This is a genomic window from Nostoc sp. EspVER01 (genome assembly GCF_034530635.1).
Lineage (GTDB): Bacteria > Cyanobacteriota > Cyanobacteriia > Cyanobacteriales > Nostocaceae > Nostoc.
In genome coordinates this window covers 1-21390 of record NZ_JAVRCS010000036.1, presented here as the reverse complement: position 1 = coordinate 21390, position 21390 = coordinate 1, and the positions used below count along the sequence as shown (strand labels likewise).

Annotated in this window: 23 protein-coding genes and 1 tRNA gene; 14 read left to right on the top strand and 10 right to left on the bottom strand. The window is 42.1% G+C overall.

Going from position 1 to position 21390, the window contains the following annotated elements:
- Positions 1-54: 54 nt before the first annotated feature.
- Positions 55-2055, bottom strand: coding sequence for a protein phosphatase 2C domain-containing protein (locus tag RMX69_RS23805; RefSeq protein WP_322638899.1), 2001 nt, complete (start codon positions 2053-2055; stop codon positions 55-57).
- A 419-nt stretch (positions 2056-2474) separates the two neighbouring features.
- Here RMX69_RS23805 and RMX69_RS23800 point away from each other — a divergent pair, with 419 nt between their 5' ends.
- Both RMX69_RS23800 and RMX69_RS23795 read left to right on the top strand, forming a co-directional pair.
- A complete protein-coding gene (locus RMX69_RS23800) occupies positions 2475-2909 on the top strand; it encodes an NfeD family protein (protein ID WP_322638898.1) in 435 nt (144 codons plus the stop codon).
- A gap of 105 nt (positions 2910-3014) precedes the next feature.
- Positions 3015-4022, top strand: a complete 1008-nt coding sequence (locus RMX69_RS23795; protein ID WP_322638897.1) for an SPFH domain-containing protein — start codon at positions 3015-3017, stop codon at positions 4020-4022.
- Between the two features lie 83 nt (positions 4023-4105).
- Here the strand turns inward: RMX69_RS23795 and RMX69_RS23790 are convergent, their stop codons facing one another.
- Complete coding sequence (locus RMX69_RS23790; protein ID WP_322638922.1) at positions 4106-4510, bottom strand: Fur family transcriptional regulator; 405 nt, start codon at positions 4508-4510, stop codon at positions 4106-4108.
- Positions 4511-4655: 145 nt separating this feature from the next.
- Here RMX69_RS23790 and purS point away from each other — a divergent pair, with 145 nt between their 5' ends.
- The 6 genes from purS to RMX69_RS23760 all read left to right on the top strand — a co-directional run bounded on the left by purS (position 4656) and on the right by RMX69_RS23760 (position 7885).
- Positions 4656-4934, top strand: a complete 279-nt coding sequence (gene purS / locus RMX69_RS23785) for a phosphoribosylformylglycinamidine synthase subunit PurS (protein ID WP_099102896.1) — start codon at positions 4656-4658, stop codon at positions 4932-4934.
- 150 nt (positions 4935-5084) lie between these two features.
- Positions 5085-5756: a phosphoribosylformylglycinamidine synthase subunit PurQ gene (purQ, locus tag RMX69_RS23780; protein WP_289796133.1), complete on the top strand. Its 672-nt coding sequence runs from the start codon at positions 5085-5087 to the stop codon at positions 5754-5756.
- A gap of 401 nt (positions 5757-6157) precedes the next feature.
- Complete coding sequence (locus tag RMX69_RS23775) at positions 6158-6682, top strand: DUF937 domain-containing protein (protein ID WP_289796134.1); 525 nt, start codon at positions 6158-6160, stop codon at positions 6680-6682.
- Positions 6683-6798: 116 nt separating this feature from the next.
- Positions 6799-7353, top strand: coding sequence for a pyridoxamine 5'-phosphate oxidase family protein (locus tag RMX69_RS23770; protein ID WP_289796135.1), 555 nt, complete (start codon positions 6799-6801; stop codon positions 7351-7353).
- A gap of 9 nt (positions 7354-7362) precedes the next feature.
- Complete coding sequence (locus tag RMX69_RS23765) at positions 7363-7503, top strand: hypothetical protein (protein ID WP_322638896.1); 141 nt, start codon at positions 7363-7365, stop codon at positions 7501-7503.
- Positions 7504-7567: 64 nt separating this feature from the next.
- Entirely contained in the window at positions 7568-7885 is a 318-nt protein-coding gene (locus tag RMX69_RS23760; protein ID WP_289796137.1) for a YciI family protein, read from the top strand.
- Between the two features lie 907 nt (positions 7886-8792).
- Here RMX69_RS23760 and RMX69_RS23755 read toward each other — a convergent pair.
- Positions 8793-10520, bottom strand: coding sequence for a S8 family peptidase (locus RMX69_RS23755; protein WP_322638895.1), 1728 nt, complete (start codon positions 10518-10520; stop codon positions 8793-8795).
- A 637-nt stretch (positions 10521-11157) separates the two neighbouring features.
- Between RMX69_RS23755 and RMX69_RS23750 the strand changes: the two genes are divergently transcribed.
- Complete coding sequence (locus RMX69_RS23750) at positions 11158-12627, top strand: glycoside hydrolase family 13 protein (RefSeq protein WP_289796140.1); 1470 nt, start codon at positions 11158-11160, stop codon at positions 12625-12627.
- Between the two features lie 128 nt (positions 12628-12755).
- Here the strand turns inward: RMX69_RS23750 and RMX69_RS23745 are convergent, their stop codons facing one another.
- The gene (locus RMX69_RS23745; RefSeq protein ID WP_322638894.1) at positions 12756-13175 is read right to left on the bottom strand and encodes a fasciclin domain-containing protein; all 420 of its coding nucleotides are present in this window, start codon (positions 13173-13175) and stop codon (positions 12756-12758) included.
- 150 nt (positions 13176-13325) lie between these two features.
- Here RMX69_RS23745 and RMX69_RS23740 point away from each other — a divergent pair, with 150 nt between their 5' ends.
- The 5 genes from RMX69_RS23740 to RMX69_RS23720 all read left to right on the top strand — a co-directional run bounded on the left by RMX69_RS23740 (position 13326) and on the right by RMX69_RS23720 (position 15504).
- Entirely contained in the window at positions 13326-13562 is a 237-nt protein-coding gene (locus RMX69_RS23740; RefSeq protein ID WP_094351515.1) for a DNA-directed RNA polymerase subunit omega, read from the top strand.
- An 82-nt stretch (positions 13563-13644) separates the two neighbouring features.
- On the top strand, positions 13645-14292 hold the full coding sequence (locus tag RMX69_RS23735) for a hypothetical protein (protein WP_322638893.1): 648 nt from the start codon (positions 13645-13647) through the stop codon (positions 14290-14292).
- 56 nt (positions 14293-14348) lie between these two features.
- Complete coding sequence (locus tag RMX69_RS23730) at positions 14349-14714, top strand: DUF1818 family protein (protein ID WP_289796143.1); 366 nt, start codon at positions 14349-14351, stop codon at positions 14712-14714.
- Between the two features lie 50 nt (positions 14715-14764).
- A tRNA-Pro gene (locus tag RMX69_RS23725) sits at positions 14765-14838 on the top strand.
- A gap of 315 nt (positions 14839-15153) precedes the next feature.
- Positions 15154-15504, top strand: coding sequence for a histidine triad nucleotide-binding protein (locus tag RMX69_RS23720; RefSeq protein WP_289796144.1), 351 nt, complete (start codon positions 15154-15156; stop codon positions 15502-15504).
- A gap of 136 nt (positions 15505-15640) precedes the next feature.
- Here RMX69_RS23720 and RMX69_RS23715 read toward each other — a convergent pair whose 3' ends face one another.
- The 6 genes from RMX69_RS23715 to RMX69_RS23690 all read right to left on the bottom strand — a co-directional run bounded on the left by RMX69_RS23715 (position 15641) and on the right by RMX69_RS23690 (position 21345).
- Positions 15641-16321, bottom strand: coding sequence for a RibD family protein (locus RMX69_RS23715; RefSeq protein WP_289796145.1), 681 nt, complete (start codon positions 16319-16321; stop codon positions 15641-15643).
- Positions 16322-16611: 290 nt separating this feature from the next.
- Positions 16612-17679 carry an NADPH dehydrogenase NamA gene (gene namA, locus RMX69_RS23710; RefSeq protein ID WP_289796146.1) on the bottom strand — a complete coding sequence of 356 codons (1068 nt, stop codon included), beginning with the start codon at positions 17677-17679 and terminating at the stop codon, positions 16612-16614.
- Positions 17680-17998: 319 nt separating this feature from the next.
- Entirely contained in the window at positions 17999-18205 is a 207-nt protein-coding gene (locus RMX69_RS23705) for a hypothetical protein (RefSeq protein WP_289796147.1), read from the bottom strand.
- Positions 18206-18915: 710 nt separating this feature from the next.
- Complete coding sequence (locus RMX69_RS23700) at positions 18916-20097, bottom strand: hypothetical protein (RefSeq protein ID WP_322638892.1); 1182 nt, start codon at positions 20095-20097, stop codon at positions 18916-18918.
- A 274-nt stretch (positions 20098-20371) separates the two neighbouring features.
- Positions 20372-20620 (bottom strand): helix-turn-helix transcriptional regulator, encoded by a 249-nt coding sequence (locus RMX69_RS23695; protein WP_322638891.1) that lies wholly within the window; start codon positions 20618-20620, stop codon positions 20372-20374.
- 305 nt (positions 20621-20925) lie between these two features.
- Positions 20926-21345, bottom strand: a complete 420-nt coding sequence (locus RMX69_RS23690; protein ID WP_322638890.1) for a CYTH domain-containing protein — start codon at positions 21343-21345, stop codon at positions 20926-20928.
- Between the last annotated feature and the right edge of the window lie 45 nt (positions 21346-21390).

The window sequence follows — 21390 nt, the reverse complement described above, 5'->3', positions numbered from 1 at the left end:
TTCCTGATCAATACTGCCATATTTCTCATCAACATTAAAATATTTCGGTATAATCTATTTCCCAGTCGGACACACTGACTGCACTTTTTGGGGAAGTTGCCGACACATCTGTTGGAATCCCTGAGGATTAATTTGCCACCAAGCAAATAATCCCAGACTTGTACCCCCCACAAGTAACGCCAACACTCCCCCCAGCATGACCAAACGTTTATCCCACTTCGGTTTTGTAATTAAAGTTGGTGGAATTTCTGGGTTGAGAGGTGGTTCCTCTGAAAGATCCAAATCTAAATCCAAATCTAGTAAAGCTTGCGAACTTTCTGTAAAAGAAGTTGGTTCTTCTAGTTCTTCTAATGCCTCTAATTCTTTTAGTTCTTCTAATTCCTCTTCCTGTATTTCTGCTTCTATAATCTCTTCTGGCAACGCCGGAGTCACAGGTATTAAGTATTCTGGAGAGACACGGCAATAGGTCATAACAACCGATGTATTATCACGCCCATTTTTTTCATTTGCCAAGTTAATCCAGTTGCAGACAGCATCTTCAACTGTCATTTGCCCTGTTAACACGGGTATTGCATAATCCTGCCAAGAATGTTCCACCCAGTTATTATCACTTAAGCCATCAGAACACAGCAACAAAATGCCATCTTCTTCCACAATAAATCGCTGAACCTTGAGACGCAAAGATTCTGACTTTCTTGTTCCCAATGCTTGAGTTAAGGCACTCGCATCTGGTCTAAAAAGTGCCTTTCGATACAAGCTTTTAGCCAAGCGTACTTCTCGCGTTGCCACATCATCATCTACTGTTAGTAGCTGGCAATAATTGCGAGTAATCCAATAGGCACGACTATCGCCAACATTAGCCAAGTAAAGCTCATGGGTATTATTTGATTGCCACCCAGTACTTGTCTGGACTCTTTGTGGCACTTGCAACGCCATGACAATAGTTGTAGCCATGCGTTCTTTGCCCAGGCGTTTTTGTTCGTTATTGCGGGCACAAATTACATTATTTACCACCCTTAAGCTTGCTTCTAATTGTTCCTGCAACAACTCAGGTGGAAAAAGTGCAGTTTGTTCTGTCACCTCAGTTAGTAAAGCGCGAATTTGCAACTTTACAGACTGCACTGCCAACTGACTCGCAACCTCACCGCCTTCATGCCCGCCAATGCCATCGCAAACAATCGACAAGTGGCGCAATAAAGGTTCATCTAAATCACTCAAACTATTGGGATAGCAAGCATCTTCATTTTGCGCCATCATTGGGCCAATATCTGTAGAACCTGCCACCTTTAAAACTAATGGTAATTCTGCCGCAGCTGCTAGTAGTAAATTATTGAGTTGAAAATTAATCGCCTCTAACTCAATCTCAGTTTCACACATATCCTGGACAATGTTTTGTAAACCCTTAGCTACTGATGCTTTTGCAGAAGCTACCCAAAACTGCCAACACTCTCCCAGATTTTGTAAACTCAGCTTTTCATCATTTGGTGTTTGGTAGAGTTCCAAAAGTCGCACACACCAACCTTCGACTCTCAAGTTGTCTATTACTAGTAAACTGTGGCTAAATCCCAATTCTGCTAGAGGTGTCCAAAGTTGGAGAATTTGCCACAACCAATAAACTTGTCGTACTGCCGTGGCTTCTTCCCAAGCCTCAACAATAGTTGGATAGAGATTTCCTGTCTTATCTATCGGCGCATTTTCCAATAAGAGGATATCAGTTGTATCTTGCTCAAGATTACTAACAAACCCATAAGCCTGGGGCAGATGTAACCGCTCTTGATATAACTGTAAATAAGGAATTACTTCAGTTGGCAATTCTTCAGGTACATCTGGCGGCAGTCCCGGTTGAGTATCCAGCCAAATCTGTTGTTTAATTACCTCATACCTATCTGCTACCTTTGTGCCTGGTGGGATGTAAGCAGACAATGAGCCAGTTGCCCAAAGATAGCGGTGAACTAAAGGAGTTTGACAACTAGCACAAACGTTATCTCCCATCGGATTAATGGGGCTATTACAGCGTGGATTTATACAAAAAATTATCAGTTGAGTAGAAATCATAAATATAGGAGTCAGGAGTCAGAATTCAGGAGTCAGAATGGGCTAAACGCCCCGCTACCGCTAACAGGAGTCAGAATTTAGAATACTCTACCCAAAAAGGGATAGAGTTTGAGAATTGTAATATCTAATACTTATTTTGCGCTACCGCTGGGCTATCAAAGAGTCTACAGAATTTCTACTGACTCTTGACTCCTGAGTTCTGAATTCTTATTTATACATAAACTTCGATGAACTTTAGCTGGCAATGAATTGAAGGCTAGAATAAACTGGACTTGTGTACCGCTAGCTACACCTTGTTACTGAAATTAATCAAAATTATTGGTAGAAATACCCAGTTTTGTTTTCTGTAAATAACTTACGTCTGGCTGTATCTAATTGTAGAAATGCATTTACGTCAATGTAGAGACTAGGATGGCGCTATGCCAAGTTTTACCTTAATCTGGCTTCTGGCAGGAGCAGTTTTGTGTTTAACTGAACTGTTCTTACCATCGGCGTTTGTCGCCTTCATGATGGGAATTAGCGCTTTTGTGGTGGCGCTGCTGTCTGGAGTGGGTATGGGAAGTGTATGGTTGCAAATTGTGGTTTGGCTCTTGCTTTCCACAGTATTAATCGTACTTTCTCGTCGGTTTTTGCAACCAAGACAACGCAAATCAAAAATTCGGGATGCAGTCATAGCTGAAACCTTAACAGAAATTCTGCCTGGAAAAACAGGGCGGGTGCGGTATGAGGGAAATTCTTGGCAAGCAAGATGTGACGATGACAAATTTACCATACCACCGCATCAAAGAGTTTATGTGGTTAGAAGGGAAGGTACTACTTTGATTGTTGTACCGGAAAATCTGTTGAATTCTTGAGTATTTGTCATTTGTCCAAATTCAAGAGTTCTTTTTACTCTACTTCCTCGGCTTACTCATCTCCTCCACTCCGCACTCCCTTTATTAAAAATTAGGAGATTTACAATGGAACAGTTTTTTTTACTAGTATTTTTAGCTCTTGGTGGTTCTGCTGTGGCAGGTTCGGTGAAAGTCATCAATCAGGGCAATCAAGCTTTGGTTGAAAGATTGGGTAGCTATAACAAAAAACTGGAACCAGGACTAAATTTTGTCGTTCCTTTCCTAGATAAAGTTGTTTACCGAGAAACTATCAAAGAAAAAGTCTTAGATATTCCTCCTCAACAGTGCATCACTCGTGACAACGTTGGCATTGAAGTAGATGCGGTGTTTTATTGGCGCATTGTGGATATGGAAAAAGCCTGGTATAAGGTAGAAAATCTCCAGTCGGCAATGATAAATATGGTGTTGACTCAAATTCGCGCCGAAATGGGACAACTGGAGTTAGATCAAACCTTTACTGCTCGTTCCCACATCAGTGAGTTGTTATTACAAGATTTGGACGTTGCTACCGATCCTTGGGGTGTGAAAGTGACACGGGTAGAACTGCGAGATATTATTCCGTCTCAAGCTGTGCGAGAATCGATGGAATTGCAAATGTCGGCAGAACGACGCAAACGGGCAGCAATTTTAACTTCTGAGGGTGAACGCGAAGCTGCTGTCAATAGCGCCAGAGGTAAAGCTGAGGCGCAAATATTGGATGCGGAAGCTCGTCAAAAATCGACAATTCTGCAAGCGGAAGCTGAACAAAAGTCGCTCGTTCTGAAAGCTCAAGCAGAACGTCAGCAGCAGGTTTTGAAAGCTCAAGCGATCGCAGAATCAGCAGAAATTATTGCCCAAAAACTACAAACAAATTCCAATGCCAATAAAGCAGTGGAAGTACTGTTTGCTTTGGGTTATTTGGATATGGGCGCGACAATTGGTAGAAGCGATAGCAGCAAGGTATTATTTATAGATCCGCGCACTATTCCTGCTGCTTTCGAGGGTATGCGTTCCGTTATCTCAAATGCTCAGATTGACTCTAACGAGTTGTTTTCCAAGCAAATCCCAGGATTAGAAAATAACCGCGCTGGTTAGGAGTAGAAGTGGAGAGTAGAGACAAGGGAAGAAGTTTTTTCCTTGTCTTTTTCCAATAACTACACCACATAAAATTGATATGACTATTGACCAATCTCAGTACCTTGATTCACCTGGCATTGACTGCACAACCCAAAAAACTCTAGGGTGTGGTAAAAAACTTTAAACTTATGGCTGGATTCTAACTGGTCTTCTAAGTCATGAACTGGGCATTGATTAATCGGAATTGAGACACCACATTGCAAGCAAGTAAGGTGGTGTTTATCTTGTTGTGCTAGGCTATAGAGGGCTTCACCGTTAGCCAAATTCCGAACTTGTACCATGCCTTCTAGTTTTAAGGCTTCTAGAGAACGGTAAACTGTTGCTAAACCCATACTCTGATTTGTATTACGTAGTTCTACGTAAATATCTTGGGCAGAAATGGCTTTTTTGATAGTTTTCAGTAGGGTAAAAATACGCTCTTGACTGCGGGTGCGTATAGCTCTCATAGATAATTGTTTAAGTATGGCACTGTAATTTGAAGCTGTTAGATGAGCTAATCGATCGATTAACTTTAACCGCTTCGTAATCTTATTTTCACTCAGTTGGAACAGAAAGTTATAGTATAGCGATCGCAGCATTCAGCAAAAGCCCGTGCAAACCAAGTATCTAGCCAAAATTTTCGTGACCCTTCGTCCTTCAGTTTTAGACCCCGCTGGTGTGGCAGTACAATCCGGTCTTAAGCAACTGGGATACGATAACGTTGACCAGGTGCGGATTGGCAAGTACATTGAACTCACCATCACCTCAACTGAAGAGAAGAAAGCGCGTAAAGACCTTGATACCATTTGTGACCAAATGCTATCAAATCCCGTAATTGAAAATTACCGCTTTGAATTAATTGAGGTCGAAACTCAAACTGGGGTATTTTAGGGATTGGGGCATGGGAAAGAGATAGAGGGGCAAGGGGCAAGGGGCAAAGGGTAAGGGGGAGATAAACAATTACCCCATTCCCCATTCCCCATTCCCCATTCCCTATTCCCCCTTCCCCATTCCCCATTCCCCCTTCCCCATTCCCCAATCATGAAATTCGGTGTTGTTGTTTTTCCCGGTTCTAATTGCGATCGCGATGTTGCTTATGTAACCAGAGATTTACTGGGGCAGCCAACTCGCATGGTTTGGCATCAAGAAACAGATATTGCTGATTTGGATGTCGTGATTATTCCTGGTGGCTTTAGTTACGGGGATTATCTGCGCTGTGGTGCGATCGCGCGTTTTTCACCCGTGATGCAGCAGGTTGTAGAACACGCCCAAAAGGGTAAGTTTGTCCTCGGTATTTGCAACGGCTTTCAGGTATTAACTGAAGCTGGACTTTTGCCAGGGGTGTTAACCAGAAATCGGGATTTGCATTTTATTTGCGATCGCGTCCCCTTGAAAGTTGAGCGTACTAATCTATGGACGCAAGCTTATGCAACTGGTGAAGTTATCACTTTGCCCATTGCCCACGGAGAGGGGCGATTCTACGCTGATGCAGCCACTCTCGCAGAAATTGAAGATAACGGGCAAGTCATATTTCGCTATGAAGGAGAGAATCCCAACGGTTCACTGAACAACATTGCCGGGATTTGCGATCGCCGGGGCAATGTGTTGGGAATGATGCCGCACCCAGAAAGGGCATCAGACGCAATGTTAGGGGGTAGTGATGGCTTGAGGTTGTTTCAAGGCTTACTAGAGACAGTAGCGGCATTAGCGTAGAGCAAATATCGGTCAAATAAGTTGAGCGTTTTGCGATCGCTGACTGCAAGATAGACGAACATTCTTCTACAGACAGCGATTTATTTTTTTAAGTGGGAACATTGAAGTATTTTTGACAACCAAACCACGACGCATTAAGGGTTTAAGGCTAGCAATTTCTGCGGCGGGCTACGCCTACGCATTTCAGATTGTGGTAAAAAACATCTGAGTTAAATCAAAGCACAGAATTTGCGATCGCTCGATCGATTTCTCATACTTGAGCTAGTAGCTGTTAGAATTTTATTCGTTAATTATAAATTTACGTGTTCTAATCTTTTAGTAGACTTACAAAAGTCCGTGTACACAAAAAACTTCCAACCAGTTTTGGCAAGTTTTTGAGAACAAAGTAGAGAAACAAACTTATGGGACTTTTCGATCAAATTCTTGGTGCAGTCGCTAATCCTAATCAACAGGGCAGCTTAGGTCAAATAGGAAGCATTGTTAACACTGTACAGCAGTTGAGCAGTAGCACAGGTGCAGATCCTTCTACCATCCAATCAGTTTTGTCAATTGTGGGTGGTCAAGTGCGTTCTGCTTTACAAGACAAACAAGCCACAGATGGTAATGAAGCCACACAAAATTTAGTCAGTCAATATGCTGGTACTTCTCCCAACCCCCAAGCCGTCAATTCGTTGTTTTCTCCTCAGATACAACAGCAAGTAGCTGAAGTTGCTGCCCAGCGCACTGGGTTGGATGCTGGTATCGTTCAACAATTGCTGCCTTTGGCAGTACCTTTGGTGCTAAAGTTTTTGCAATCAGGAGCCAATGCTCAAAATCCCCAAGCTGGCGGAAATCCTGTCCTAAATTCCTTCTTGGATGCTGATGGTGATGGTGATGTCGATATTGCTGATGCCATCCAAATGGCTAGTCGGTATATGAGACAGTAACAGTTTTCCCCACTCCCTTCCGATAAACCAGACATCGGTAATTATACCTTGCTAGATTTTTAGCTAAGACATAGGCTGAGAACACGATCAATTTGTAAATAGAAATCAGACAGTCTATGTCTAAATTGTTTGACTGTATTACTGAAGAACTGCAAGACTTTATTGCTGCCCAACACCTTTTCTTTGTTGGCTCTGCACCTTTGAGTTCTACGGGTCATGTTAACCTGTCTCCTAAAGGTCAGGACTGCTTTCGTATCTTGTCTCCCAACCGAGTAGGTTATTTAGACCTAACAGGTAGTGGTAACGAAACATCAGCCCATTTGCAAGAAAATGGGCGGATAACCTTTATGTTTTGTGCTTTTCAAGAACCCGCGTCTATCTTGCGTCTTTACGGTCAAGGAACCACGATTTTACCGAGTTCTCCAGAGTGGGATTCGTTGTATTCTCAGTTTTTGCCGATACCTGGAACTCGTCAAATTATCGTCGCTGAAATTGAAAAAATCCAGACTTCCTGTGGTTTTGGCGTACCACTCTATGAATATCAAGGTCAGCGCCAGACTCTAGTAAATTGGGCTAGTAAAAAAGGCGAAGAGGGAGTTCGAGAATATCAACAGAAGAAAAATCTGGTCAGCATTGACGGTTTAGCGACACCACTGAGCCAATTACCCTAACTTTGGCTGATGGATTATTCTATTAATCCATATATTAGCGATACGGGTTTTAAGCGATTGGGGTTTCCTCACTTGATTGAGAGCGATGGGCTACACCCCGCCTTAAGAGCGATCGCTCTGAAAGCAAGGGTTATGCGACTGCAATGCTAAACGCGCTTCAACTATACTTATAAAATCTGAACATCATCCCAAATCACTCAGTAAACAAGAGGATATGTCTCAACTTTTTGCCGTTGTTGTCGCAACTGTTCCAGAGTATTACGACTATAAAAACGCTCACCCAGAACATGACCAAAATCAACTGGCTTGGTTTCGTGAGCAGTATGACAAAGGAACACTACTGTGCTGTGGCCCGTTTTTTCCCCATGATGGAACGGGGCTGTGGGTAATTCAGGCGGAGAATTTAGAAGCGGCTCAAGCCATTGTCAACAGTAGCCCCCGTGTGCGGGATGGGATGTTAGCAGACTCTGCTAGAGTTGTGGAGTGGCAGGTTCACATTGGACATGAGCGTTTTGAAAGTGTAAATAGATAGAAGCGATGTCCCGTTACCTAACGGCTCAAATCAAGTACAGGTGCGTAACCAATCTTACCAATTAAACTGCTTTCCTACTTATTGTACCCAAAGCTTTCTGCAAACGACTGGTAAATTCTGAGGAGCGATGTCTGCGACGGGCTACGCCTACGCTTGGGGTTTCCTCTAATAATTAAGAGCGATCGCTATAAAGCAGGCGCTTCCGCCATCGCATAAACTAACTGCTGTCGAATGCTTATTTTGTAGCAGATGGTCTGTCAACTCGTTCGTTGAGTTCTTGAAGTTGTTGATTTAATTCCCTTTGTCGTTTGAGCAAAATTTCCAAATCTTGCTTAGTAGTCAAAAGTCAAAAAGTTCATATATCAAGGCTTGTGCCTGTTTGAAATGGTATGTTTATTTACGCCGTGCTGTACTAGTAGTCTGTCCCAAAAGTTTTGAGAGGTTAGTGGTGTTCAGATCCCCGACTTCTTAAAGAAGTCGGGGATCTAGCAGCCCTTCAAAATCAATGGGACAGACCACTATTGTCAAGGTAGTTGTAAAGGTGGCTGAATTTAACAAGCCAGCAATTGAGGACATCTTTACAGCTTATGCCCTGAGAGCTTTTTTACTCAACTTGAAACTTTTCAAACATCCTCTAAGACTAAGTAGATGGTAAACCTTTTCTTGTGCTAGTTCTCGAACGCGAAGTTTAACCATTGATATTAATTATCAAAATTTTGTGTAAATTTGACTACTTAAATAAAAAATAAATATAAAAACAAAATTAAAAATTATCTGAATAGTTAAGGATAATTTTATTATTTTGTTACTTGTATTAACTTACAGGGTTATAAAGGCGATCGCCTTTATAACCCTAAAGAGACACGATATATCTATAGTTTTTAATATATCGCGTCTCTCAGTCTAATTACAGATTAGCTGCGTTAATCACTCCATAACCCCATTTATCATCAAATGTGCCTGCGGGTTTGCCAGGAATTGCACTATTTTTACGTAGCAAGTCTTTCACAGCAGCCGGATCGAGTTTAGGATCTCGCTGCAACAGCAGTGCTACTAACCCACTAACAAACGGTGTCGCCATACTCGTACCAGCCTGAACCACAAACTTGGAATTAATCATCGATGAGCGGTCAAAATTAGCATCGGCGGAAAGCGTGGAAATAATCATCGCTCCTGGTGCTGCTACATCGGGCTTCTGCCCATCAGTGCGTAGAGGTCCTTCACTACTGAATTCCGAAATAGTATCCAATTCTAAGCCCATTTCTCGCACTTGGCCATCAATATCTGTGTACTTGGTTTTAGTAGTATAGGCGGCAACTGTAATTGCACTGCTGGCGGCTCCCGGCGAACCAATTTTTAAGGCATCCTTGACACTTTTACCTGTAAAAAACACTGATGAACTATCATCTAGTGTCCACACATTTAAACATGTGTCAGTTGAAGAAGTATTGCGGACTCGCAGTTGCCAAACACCTCCCATGACTTGCGAGGGGCCAATACCGCGTATTTGCACAAAGAAATTATGGTCGCCGTTGGCTTGGTCTGGCGCTGGTGTCGCTAATTGCACCCGTGCATCTGGTAACTGGTAATCTTGGGCGGAATTACCGTCAGTAATTATTTTTTGAAAGGGGGTGACAAAACCGTTAGGACTCCGCACAGATACTTCTAATTCGCTGTCTTTGGCATACCAAGCGTTTAACCAAACGATGCCTACTTGATTCAAAGGAACATTGAAGCGCATACCACGAGTGCGTCCACTGGGTATGGTCGCTTGTCCATGAATGTTATCGTTTCCTTCGTTACCGGCAGCACAGCAAACTATTCTTCCAGGACCAGTTTCGGCATCGATAACTTTGGATAGGGAATCGCTACCATCATGAGCATCAGCGTGTCCGCCCAAGCTGAGATTTACCACTGCTGGGCGTCCCAACTCCCTAGCAACTCGGAAAATGTAACGCACACCATCTGCAATGTGGGCATCCTGTAAATCTGACCTGACGACAACTAATTCTGCTTCTGGTGCGACACCGCCATAACTAGCATCGGCACCAGCGGCAATGCCAGCGACGTGAGTACCATGACCGCCAGTATCCTGAGAAACTGTCAGTTGCGTTCCGCTAAATTCAGCCCCATAGCCGCCCTCTGTGACTCCTGGGCCTGGCAATGTTTGATCCCAAATGTGTAAAATTCGTCCAGCAAAGGCGGGGTGTTTCGGATCGATACCACTGTCTATAATGCCGATAATTACTCCTTTACCAGTCAATCCGGTTTGATTCTTAAATTCCGGCAGTTTGACTGTTTCCATTGCAGTATCCATCCTCAAATGAAGTTTGCGTGATGGCTTAATCCGCTGAATCACATCTTCTTCAGATAAGACATCTAAACTATCTATGGGTAAGAAAGCTGTCCGCACACTCCCAGAGTTTTGATTGACTTCAATATTATATTGTGATAGATAACTTAAGTCTGCATCAGGGTCGCAGTAGATAAAAACGACGCTCTTAGTGGGCTTAACTGGGCTTTTGTGAGCAATGATGCCAAGCGATCGCTTATGTGTAACTAAAGCTTGATCTCCTTCATTTTGATAGTCTTGAAATGCCAAAAGTAGCCCAGGAGAAAGTTTTTCGTGTCTCATTTTTACCTTAAATTAAATTGAGTTGCCGTCAAGAAAGTAGTGATTCTAGGAGGATAAGTCGCTCTAGGATTAACGCAGACTATGTAGCTTTTTAGCTTCGATTATTTGATGCGACTATAGTTATCCATTTATTTTATAGATAACATCAAATAAGTTTAGGAGGTAAGAGTTATTCCTAAGACAATTGCTAATTCATAACTCATGTTCTGTAATTACGTCTCCCTCATAGTGATTTTCTGTAGTTAGTGACTTTGATCGGTTGCATCTAAAAATTACCTAAATCTGAGGTAACAGGTAATTTTTATGAAGCTATTAAACTAATCCATTGTCTGCCGAAATAATTACGGACAAAGTGAAGAAAATGAAATTAAGAATAATTAAGTAATAAATAAAATTATTAAAGAATAATTTAAGACTCAAAATGCAATCAGTGACGAGTCTGTGTAGATGAACTGTTAAAAACTAAAATAAATTGTAGGCAAAATAGTTAAGACTGATAACATTTGCGTATAAAACAGCATGGAAAAGGCTAAATCGCTAATGAATACTGAGAAATAACAGATTTTCTATCATAAGTAAGAGCCATAAAGAAGCTAATATTTGCAACGATCGCTTCTAAACATACAAAAAGTTATTCATGCAAATTCAAACACCAGACTGGGTGAAGCACGCTGTTTTCTACCAAATCTTCCCAGATCGTTTTGCCAGAAGCAAACAGCCGCGCAAACGGTTATTGCAAGAAGCCCGTTGGGAAGATTGGGACTCTATGCCAACTCTCCAGGGCTATAAAGGCGGCGATTTATGGGGCATTATGGAGGATTTAGATTACATCCAGAATTTGGGGATTAACGCGATTTATTTCACGCCCATTTTTCAATCTGCCAGTAATCATCGCTATCATACCCACGATTATTATCAAGTTGACCCGATGTTAGGGGGCAACGAAGCTTTTAAGGAATTGCTCGATGCAGCCCACCAACGGAATATCAAAGTCGTTCTGGATGGGGTGTTTAACCATTCCAGCCGGGGCTTTTTCTTTTTCCACGACGTTTTAGAGAATGGCCCCCATTCACCTTGGGTAAATTGGTTCAAAATTGAAGGCTGGCCGCTTTCAGCATACAATGGTGATTTCCCTGCCAACTACGTGGGTTGGGCGGGAAATCGTGCTTTGCCAGAATTTAACCACGATAATCCAGAAGTACGAGAATACATTATGGAAATTGCCGAATATTGGATTAAATTCGGCATCGATGGTTGGCGATTGGATGTACCATTTGAAATAAAAACTCCTGGTTTTTGGCAGGAATTTCGCGATCGCGTCAAAGCTATCAATCCCGAAGCTTATATTGTGGGCGAAGTGTGGGGAGATTCCCGCCAGTGGCTAGATGGGACGCAATTTGACGGTGTGATGAATTATCTATTTGCCGGGCCAACCATTGCCTTTGCGGCAGGCGATCGCGTAGTCTTAGAACAAGTCCAAAGCCGCGACTATCAACCGTACCCACCGTTATTTGCTGCCGAGTACGCCACCAAAATCCAAGAAGTACTGCAACTTTACCCTTGGGAAATTCAGCTAACTCAACTCAATTTGCTTGCAAGTCACGATACAGCCCGATTGATGACAATTGCAGGCGGCGATATCGCCAGTATAGAATTGTCAACTCTACTACTACTCACCTTTCCCGGTGCCCCCAGCATCTACTATGGTGATGAAGTTGGCTTACCTGGTGGAATTGATCCCGACTCACGTCGTGGTTTTCCCTTAGAGAGTAACTGGAATCAGGAAATTTTTAATACTCACCGTCAATTAATTACCCTGCGTCAAAATTACCCAGCCTTGCGTACAGGTGATTACCAAGTTCTCCATGCTCAAGGGCAACTTTATATATTTGCACGAACTTTAGGCACAGAAGAATTGATAATTGCTGTTAACGCTGGCACAAGTTCGGCAACAGGGAATGCAGATGTCTCCACTTTGCATACTCAACCCAACAAACTTTTATATGGTAATGCTGAAGTTGAGTGGAATGATAAAGGAGATCAACAGTTGTCATTGACTGTTCCCGCACGGAGTGGCTGCATTCTGGGAGTGGGGAGTAGGGAGTAGGGGACAAAAGGGGCAGGGGGGCAGGGGAAAAGGTTAAAGGTTAAAGGGAAAAGGAATAAATTTAATCTTTCCCCTTACCCCTTTCCCTTTCCCCTTTCCCCATACTCAATGCCCAATGCCCCAATACATTACTTCCCTGCCACCATTGCAGGCATCAACACCGCATCAATAACGTGGATCACGCCATTGTCTGCCAGAATATCTGTTTTGAGGACATTGGCGTTATTCACCTTAAATTTACCGTCGGCAGATTCAATGGCGACAATTGACCCTTCAAGCGTCTCTGCCTCGTTAATCTGTACCAAATCATCAGACCTAACATCCCCACTAGCGATATGATACGCCACAATTTTCTGGAGCTTGGGGATATCTTGTAGTAGCGAGTCTAAAGTTCCCTCTGGCAGATTAGCAAAAGCTTCGTCAGTTGGTGCAAAGAGCGTGAAAGAACCAGGGCTTTTCAAAGTTTCTATAAAATTTACAGCTTCAGCAGCTTTTATTAGAGTATTGAAATTACCTGCTGCGATCGCAGTTTCCACAAGGTCAGCCATGAGGGTGCGTTATTTAATACTACAAGTTACTTATAAAGTGACTAAAATATCTTAGCCTCTATCAATAGAGAGGTTGCTGGCCATTTAACAGACAGCAGTAGACTGATTTAGTACTGTTACACTGGAGAATGACCCCAAGAACCACTGATTATGCTAAAGCGCTCTAAGTTCGAGACAACTCAATCTCAGATTATGCACCGTGCTGAGGATCTGATTAGTGCAGCCTCAAATCGATACCGCATTACGGTTCAGGTAGCAAATCGTGCTAAACGTCGGCGTTACGAAGACTTTGAAAGTAACGAAGATGCGATGATGAAGCCAGTGCTAAGAGCAATAATCGAAATGTCCGATGAATTGACTCAACCAGAAATTATCGGCGAACTATAAGATTGAGTGCTGAGTGGTGAGTGCTGAATTCTGAATCAGGCAAATTCATCTTTTCACTCAGCAACGCCCAAAATATTGTTCTATGAAAAAGAAAAAATTTCTGTTTAAATCAATTTTCTCAAAACTCACAACTCAGCACAAGCGAAATGCCTCGGTTCCGCTAACACCACTACTGCTTACCTTAATACTAGTGAGTGTAATTGTTTTAGGTTCAGGAGCGGATAAATCAATACAGAGAAATTTATTTAGTATCCAACCTGCTTTTGCCCAGAGAATCACCCCTAGCGATGTTTGGCAGCTAGTTTATCAGCAATTGCCAGATTTCCCACGTGAAAATAAGTATATCAGTAAAGAAAATGGCAAAGTTGCCGAAAGCAACACCTTAGCAAATCGCTTAATTCGATATCATATTTATACCAAAGGGCGTGCCCCCATTTATCGCTTAGATTGGAAGTTGACTTTAGCTGATTACCTGGGTGCAAATGAAATTATGTATGATACTACCTATCCAGGAAATGATGCACTACAGAAAAATCCGATAGAAAGCGATCGCAAAGCCATCAAGAACCTCACCCGCAGCCAACGAGATGCCTTAGTACAAGTCTTAGTCAATATATTTAATCCTACTTCCCAAAACACCGTACCCCCTAACTCCAACACCGCACCCAGTCCAACTACATCAACTACCCCACAGCCACCGCAACGAGGAGGTGCTGAACTACTTAAGTAATAGAAGAGTTATAAGTTGTAAATTAATCACTCCTAACTCCTCACTCCTCACTTTTTATGGAACGCGTTGTCAAAACCGGATCGGGTTGGCGTATTGGCTGGAACCCCGATACACCGGAGTTTAAAGGTTTAGTTGGTACAGATGATTGGGCAATTGAGTTAACCGAAGCCGAGTTAAATGATTTTTGTCGTCTACTAGCACAGCTAGCAGACACCATGAAGCAACTCGCAACTGAATTGATGGAAGAGGAAAAAATTACTTGTGAAGCCGAAAGCGATTTATTATGGATGGAAGTGGAAGGCTACCCTCATGATTACAGCCTTCGCTTCATCTTGAATACAGGGCGATGTGTAGAAGGTAAATGGAATGCTTCTGCTGTTCCAGATTTACTGCAAGCTAGTGGGATGCTTAAGGTTTTTTAAAATTGCCTCTTGATTATCCTACAGTTTTGCTATATGATAGGAATTCTGACCGGGGCGTAGCGCAGCTTGGTAGCGCGCCACTTTGGGGTAGTGGAGGTCGTGGGTTCGAATCCCGCCGCTCCGATTGATGATAAGCCATGCCTGCTAGTCTTTTTAAAAGATTAGCAGGTTTTTTAATAGCTGTTTACCTGAAAAAACCGAACCAAACAGTAAATCGGGGTGTACCCAATACTTTTCGGTTAAGGGGGAAAGGGAAAAGGGAAAAGGTTTGAATTTACCTTTACCCCTTACCCTTTAACCTTTCCCCCAGACCAAAAAAGAGATTGTTGGGTTTATCGGAAAAGTATTGGGGGTATACCCGCACAATCAAATTTTGTCAATGATCAGTAATTAGGCGGACTTAATATAAAATCTCTAGCAGATTAGTAGGTAGATTGGCATGAGTGAAAGTACAGAAACGATTTTCAGCAAAATCATTCGTCGGGAAATTCCCGCTGATATTGTTTATGAGGATAATTTAGCCCTGGCATTCAAAGACATCCATCCCCAAGCGCCCGTTCACATCCTCGTCATTCCCAAAAAAACCATTGCGACACTAGCTGACGCTGAATCTGAGGATCATGCTGTGTTGGGGCATCTTTTGTTAACTGCTAAACGTGTTGCAGAAGAAGCTGGACTAAAAAATGGTTATCGAGTCGTCATCAATGCTGGTGATGACGGCGGTCAAACAGTCCATCACTTACATTTGCATATTTTGGGAGGGCGGCAGTTGGATTGGCCCCCTGGTTGATGGGAGGCAGGGGGCAGGGGGCAGAGGGGCAAAGGGGAAAGACTTACTGCAACTTCTTTCTTGCTCCTCTGCTCCCCTGCTCCCCTGCTTTCTAGTATCAACGAGATCATAAGTGCTTAATTCAGGCAGCGCGTTTTCACTTAACCGTGCGGTAATGTAAAAACAAATCACTTCCAACCTGACGAGTTTCTATGAGTTGGAGATGAGGAGCAACATCGGGAAGAAAACCCTCTCCCTCCACTGGGCTAGGGGCGTGCTTTCCTCCAAAAATGACCGGCCAAATGGTCAACCACCAATCGTCAATTCGTCCTGCCTTGACTAGAGCAGCTGTTAAAGAGCCACCTCCCAAAGCAACGATTTTGCGAATACCCCGCTCTGCCATCAAGGTGTAGGCTCGATCCCAGTCCAGGTCTGTATCTCCCAAATCAATTAACTCAGCCAGTTTTTGCAAAGTTGTTGTATCAGAACTGCGCTCTAAAGCAGTCCGTGTGGTAAATATCCATCGCTCAATGTCCTGACTCAAAAAAGGCAAGTCCGGCGATAGGTCAAGAGAACCTGAAACAACGCAAGTAATCGGCTGAGGAGACTGACCCCGAACCTCACGTGCTGCCAACAATTCGCGATCGCTAATTGCAAAGGTTCCCCCCTCAGCCCGAATTGTCCCTGCTCCTACCAGGATTAGATCGGCAAGGGAGACTTGATATTCCAGGTGTGCATAATCGACTACATTAGGTTCACGGGGCGCTTTCGGATCTACGGCACTAATTTTTCCATCGGCCGTCATGGCAAGAACCAAAGTTGTTTGGATAGCTGACATGATTATGTTGTAACGATTCTTTATAATTTTACCTTTTTGAAGCCCCTCAATACTTTAGAGTAGACATCTTGCAAGTGTAGATAATTGGTTTTTCAAGACGCGATAAATCACGTCTCTACATCTGGGTTTTGGTATTGGATTTGGGCATTATTAAATATCAACCCAAATCCCTACACGGAAGCACTTTGTACTTATTTCCACACCCTGCGTGACATTCTGGCGTAAGTGTTTACGTCGTAGAAATCGCTTTAAGTTGTCACCAATATACAGAGCATAGGAGCAAGGAAAGCTTACAGCCAAGCGCGATCGTATTGAACAGGCCAGAGTTTATCGTGTCCCAGTTGTTTGGCTGCCAGATGTGGCCAGTAAGGATTGCGGAGTAGTTCACGTCCTAACAGGACTATATCAGCGACTTCTGTACGAATAATCTCGTCAGCTTGTTCAGGGGATGTAATTAAGCCCACGGCTCCTGTCTGAATATTAGCTTCGCGGCGGATGCGTTCGGCAAACTGAGTCTGATAACCAGGTTTAATTGGGATATGAACGCCCGGTATGATACCGCCTGATGAAGTGTCGATCAGATCCACTCCTAAAGACTTGAGTTTGTCACTTAAAACGATACTTTGATCGATGTCCCAGCCATTGTCTACCCAATCGGTGGCGGAAATGCGTACCCAGAGTGGATGTGTTTGAGGCCAAACCTCTCGGACTGCTTGAACTACTTCTTTGAGCAGACGAGTCCGGTTTTCAAAGCTGCCACCATAATCATCTTGACGGTGGTTAGAAAGAGGTGAAAGAAATTGGTGCAGTAGATAACCGTGGGCAGCATGGATTTCCACTACCTTGAAACCAGCTTCTAGAGAACGTTTGGCAGCTTGAACAAAGGCGTCAATAATTTCTTGAATTCCCTCAAGATTTAGGGCTTCTGGAACTGGGCTATCTTGGCTAAAAGCGATCGCACTACTCGAAACTAAGGGCCGCCAACCTTCCTGAGATTCATCTAGTGCTTTGCCTCCTTTACTCGGTTTGGCAGTGCTGGCTTTTCTACCTGCATGAGCAAGTTGAATACCTGCAACAGCGCCAAAGTTATGAATTAATGCCACAGTCTTGGCTAAAGTTTCGATATGTGAATCTGACCAAATTCCCAAATCTTGCGGGCTAATCCGTCCACGTGGCTCTACAGCTGCCGCCTCTGTGAACACTATACCTGCACCGCCAACTGCGCGAGAAGCTAGATGAATAACGTGCCAATCATTAGCATATCCATTTGTACTGGAATATTGACACATCGGTGAAACGGCGATGCGGTTGCGAAAAACAACTTCACGAATCTTGAATGGTTCAAATAGATGTGCCATTAATATTGATTCCTTCTCTTGCTACGAAAAATAAATTTGGGAGGGATTTGCAGCATGAATTCGATTTCGCATTATTTTGCATTAATTAAATAGAGAAGTCAAAATTCAGAATGCAATCAGTGGGAAATTTAGACCCACCACTTTATAGTCTCCCAGCAAATTCAAACTTTGCTGGGAGACTTAAACCCTTACTCTCAGCGCCTAATTTACCGCCGTAGGTATCACAGTAGTTCTTGAGTAGGGTAGTATTTCTCCAGCCGACGCTCGCGGACTCGCTACCGCTACGCTATCCTGCCCTACGCAAGAACTGCCTCTTTTGTTAAATATTTGTTGAATGACTAGAGTCATCATAGAGATTTGGATAAATAGATCGATTGTCAGGTTTTTGAGACTGCAATTCCCAGATATCGCGTTTTCCCAGTTCTTGATCCACTAATAACTGTAGATGATCTGGTAATTTAGTTGTTTGCCAAATTGACCAAATTTCTTCACCAAATAATTCTTTTTCAATTTTTCCAGAAAACATGATTTTACCTCCACGAATCTTCAATTTTAAGTTTAGTAACTCCTAATTTAGGAAAGACAAAGTAACAAAATTGTCATTCTTCATTCTTTCGCTATCTTTAAAATACAGGTGCTATTCGCCCTTAATGCTGCTTGTTAAGAAAATCTCCAACTTCAGACCACCTATGACTAGTACATCAGTCTCTAAATTCAGTTGCGAAGTCGAACTATTGCCTGACTCAGATTGATATGCACTCACGATTACATCTCCTAAAAAGTTTACTTGGCACTAAATTTTGAGTTTATTGGCTAACCCACCTAATTTTCTGATAAACTACGGTATGTTTACCAATTTATAGTATTATGTATTTATGAGATTTGCATAGATTGCCCTAAAAAACAAGAGGCTATTAAAATTTATTGATATTACTCTTTAATAAAATGCAGTCTGTGGTGAAAAATTTCTCCAAAAAGTAAAGGAGAAGAACTATACTTGTCCTCAATGGCTAAAATAACAAGTTCTGCGTCGAACAGGAGTTAGATAAGACAGGGCAAAACTTTTAGCTTAACAAGCCTGCTATGCATATTATAATTATGTAAAGTACGTATTAGACTTTGGACAAAAAAGTGTTCGCGTATAGTTTACGCGAACAAAACTCATCATTAATCTTGCTTATAGTTTTCTGCACAAAAGAATTGAGCAACGGGATTATCTACAATCTCGTTGCTCAATTAAAACTTAACGAAATAAGTATTTGTTGGTAATGTTTGGGCAGTTCCTACATTTGTAGCCAAGTCATTTCTTTTATTATCTGTTTTGATTACTGCAAACTTATCAGTAAATAGCAATACTTCACCATTTCCCGGTGTTACCCAAGCGTGGCGAGTCATTAGGTTTTTGGAGACAACTAAAAGAGATGCATCTCCGCGGTAAGCCGAGATACGTTTACCCATGAAGGTTTGATTATCTCTATTGGCGATCGCATAAGCAGCAGAGGAACCCACAAAAATTGTATTGCCATTTGAGTAAATAGTTTTAGGGAAATTGCTAGCACCGTCTCCCATCCCCGCAGTTGTAGGCCTTCTTGGAACACTTAACTGTCCACGCTCGACAGTAAAATTAGTCAGATTAACAGTTCCTATATATACTTTTGTTTCGTCACGAGTCTGTGCAGCATTGGTATAAGTGTCTGTGGTGATCAAAGTCTTTGTTAATAAGTCTTTGCCATTCCACCTGTAGATTGAGTTACCCCCATAAACTGAACCGAGGACATAAAGCTTGTCTTCAAAAATTTGTAATCGGTTAAGTCTTGTGTCTGCCATGTCGTGAGCAAGATCGGCAGAATTGTAGCCCCAAAGCTTGCCTTGGTTATTTCCTGCTAAATTTGCCAAAGCAAATATTTTTGCTCCGTCGAAAACCATTCGGTAAAGAAAAGCTATCTGGACGGGAATACCTAACCTCTTTTGTTGTTGGTAGCCACTAATGTAGAGATACCCGTTTTTATACTCAAAATCCATGACCTCAGTTACGCCATAACTCTGTTTGGCTTTAAAGTTGAGGTTTTTGTCATAAATTGATAAAGTATTTGCAGACTGGTAAATAATCCAATTTTGCAAAAATTTAACTCGTGTTTTTGAATTAGCTGTGTTGCTAACTATTTTTTGCCTAGTTCCGTCAGTTTTTAGTTTTACTAATCCCGTTGGAACAGCTAAGACATAAGTTTTGCCATCAATTGCTACAATGTCACGAGCATCGTAATTAGAGTTTGGGATTAGTTTTTTCGTCCCATTACTTTCTACTTCCCATACACCTTCAGTATTGATGACCGCAACTTTGCTGCCGTTAGTGCAAGCTGCTCTTGGCGAAGAAATATTAAGATATGTAGCTAAAGCGGGGGTAGAATAATCAAACATTGTACAGTCCAAATGAAGTTGACTGAAAAATATTGGCGCTCAATTAAGAAAAGAATTTTGGAAGTTTTTGCGCGTTTTTAAGCTAAACTCGTCTTCAAAAGTGCAGAAAATATCGGCTACGGTAAACTCAAACTCAAAGGTTGAGTAATCCGCAAAATATGCATATCTGCAAACATCGGTAAAATTAGAATTGAGTTGTTTGTGGTTATGTCGTAGCGATAACCTGTTAATTGGGGGAAAGTAACTTCAATTAATTTGCCTCTCTGGCTGCTTTCTAATTCGACAAATACTTCACCGACACTTTCTGCCCCAGTTCACCCATATCCTTTAACATTCCCTCAATCTTTTGCATAGCTAGAGATGAAGGCTTGGCATGTCCTTTCTCCCAACGGTTTACCGTCGAATAAGTTATACCTAAAGATGCTGCAAACTGTTCTTGGGTAAGACTAGTTGTGCCACGAAGTTCACGGATGAACTTTCTAACTTCCGGTTGCTTGATTAGCAAAGGTTTCTTAATTGTCATTTAGCTAAGAACGCACCTGTTAATCTGGCGAGTGATATGTATTCCGCTACATCCTATTGGGGCTAATGCTGAATTGATAGGCGAAAATATACTAGAGTTTTTATACTTTCTTGATTTGCTAACCAAGTAATTACACGTCCGTAGATACGGTATTTCCTAATGAAACTCCCAAGGAATCAATTACGCAACGAAATAAGCATCCTGTTGTCAAGAAGCAGTTAAAATCAATATTTGTTGAAGAAGAAGTCAGAATTCAGAATGGGCTAAACGCCCCGCTACCGCTAACAGGAGTCAGAATCAGGCTATTACCATTGTGAAAATGGGTATTTTACTAAATTGCTGTTAAAGTATCTGGAATCATCAGAAACTTCTTGTCCAATCCAGGTTGGTAATTCAAATTGCTGATTTTCATCAGTGAGTTCAACTTCTGCTAATATCAGTCCTTTATTAACACCATCAAACTCATCTATTTCCCAAATCAAACCACCAGACTCTATTTTATATCTGGTTTTTTCTATAAAGGGACGTTGACATAATGTCTCAAGTATTTCTTGAGCATCTTTAACAGGAATAGGATATTCAAACTCTAATCTCGAATATTTAATATTGGGGCCTTTAATAGTCAAATAACTTTTTTCCCCTACTATACGTATACGTACAGTTGCTTTGTCTTGTGTAGCAATGTATCCTTGACGATATACACTACCTTCAGCTAATGGGAGCATCCACTTTTGGCAGAAACACTCAAATAGCAAGTAAACCATTCAGAT

Coding starts and splice junctions, on each gene's coding strand:
- RMX69_RS23795 (WP_322638897.1), top strand. CDS start 3,015: ATGGAACAGTTTTTTTTACTAGTATTTTTAGCTCTTGGTGGTTCTGCT.
- RMX69_RS23805 (WP_322638899.1), bottom strand. CDS start 2,055: ATGATTTCTACTCAACTGATAATTTTTTGTATAAATCCACGCTGTAAT.
- RMX69_RS23775 (WP_289796134.1), top strand. CDS start 6,158: ATGGGACTTTTCGATCAAATTCTTGGTGCAGTCGCTAATCCTAATCAA.
- RMX69_RS23730 (WP_289796143.1), top strand. CDS start 14,349: ATGGAACGCGTTGTCAAAACCGGATCGGGTTGGCGTATTGGCTGGAAC.
- RMX69_RS23695 (WP_322638891.1), bottom strand. CDS start 20,620: ATGACAATTAAGAAACCTTTGCTAATCAAGCAACCGGAAGTTAGAAAG.
- RMX69_RS23750 (WP_289796140.1), top strand. CDS start 11,158: ATGCAAATTCAAACACCAGACTGGGTGAAGCACGCTGTTTTCTACCAA.
- purQ (WP_289796133.1), top strand. CDS start 5,085: ATGAAATTCGGTGTTGTTGTTTTTCCCGGTTCTAATTGCGATCGCGAT.
- RMX69_RS23765 (WP_322638896.1), top strand. CDS start 7,363: ATGGATTATTCTATTAATCCATATATTAGCGATACGGGTTTTAAGCGA.
- namA (WP_289796146.1), bottom strand. CDS start 17,679: ATGGCACATCTATTTGAACCATTCAAGATTCGTGAAGTTGTTTTTCGC.
- RMX69_RS23740 (WP_094351515.1), top strand. CDS start 13,326: ATGCTAAAGCGCTCTAAGTTCGAGACAACTCAATCTCAGATTATGCAC.
- RMX69_RS23735 (WP_322638893.1), top strand. CDS start 13,645: ATGAAAAAGAAAAAATTTCTGTTTAAATCAATTTTCTCAAAACTCACA.
- RMX69_RS23770 (WP_289796135.1), top strand. CDS start 6,799: ATGTCTAAATTGTTTGACTGTATTACTGAAGAACTGCAAGACTTTATT.
- RMX69_RS23705 (WP_289796147.1), bottom strand. CDS start 18,205: ATGTTTTCTGGAAAAATTGAAAAAGAATTATTTGGTGAAGAAATTTGG.
- RMX69_RS23790 (WP_322638922.1), bottom strand. CDS start 4,510: ATGAGAGCTATACGCACCCGCAGTCAAGAGCGTATTTTTACCCTACTG.
- RMX69_RS23745 (WP_322638894.1), bottom strand. CDS start 13,175: ATGGCTGACCTTGTGGAAACTGCGATCGCAGCAGGTAATTTCAATACT.
- RMX69_RS23720 (WP_289796144.1), top strand. CDS start 15,154: ATGAGTGAAAGTACAGAAACGATTTTCAGCAAAATCATTCGTCGGGAA.
- RMX69_RS23700 (WP_322638892.1), bottom strand. CDS start 20,097: ATGTTTGATTATTCTACCCCCGCTTTAGCTACATATCTTAATATTTCT.
- RMX69_RS23755 (WP_322638895.1), bottom strand. CDS start 10,520: ATGAGACACGAAAAACTTTCTCCTGGGCTACTTTTGGCATTTCAAGAC.
- RMX69_RS23690 (WP_322638890.1), bottom strand. CDS start 21,345: ATGCTCCCATTAGCTGAAGGTAGTGTATATCGTCAAGGATACATTGCT.
- RMX69_RS23715 (WP_289796145.1), bottom strand. CDS start 16,321: ATGTCAGCTATCCAAACAACTTTGGTTCTTGCCATGACGGCCGATGGA.
- RMX69_RS23800 (WP_322638898.1), top strand. CDS start 2,475: ATGCCAAGTTTTACCTTAATCTGGCTTCTGGCAGGAGCAGTTTTGTGT.
- RMX69_RS23760 (WP_289796137.1), top strand. CDS start 7,568: ATGTCTCAACTTTTTGCCGTTGTTGTCGCAACTGTTCCAGAGTATTAC.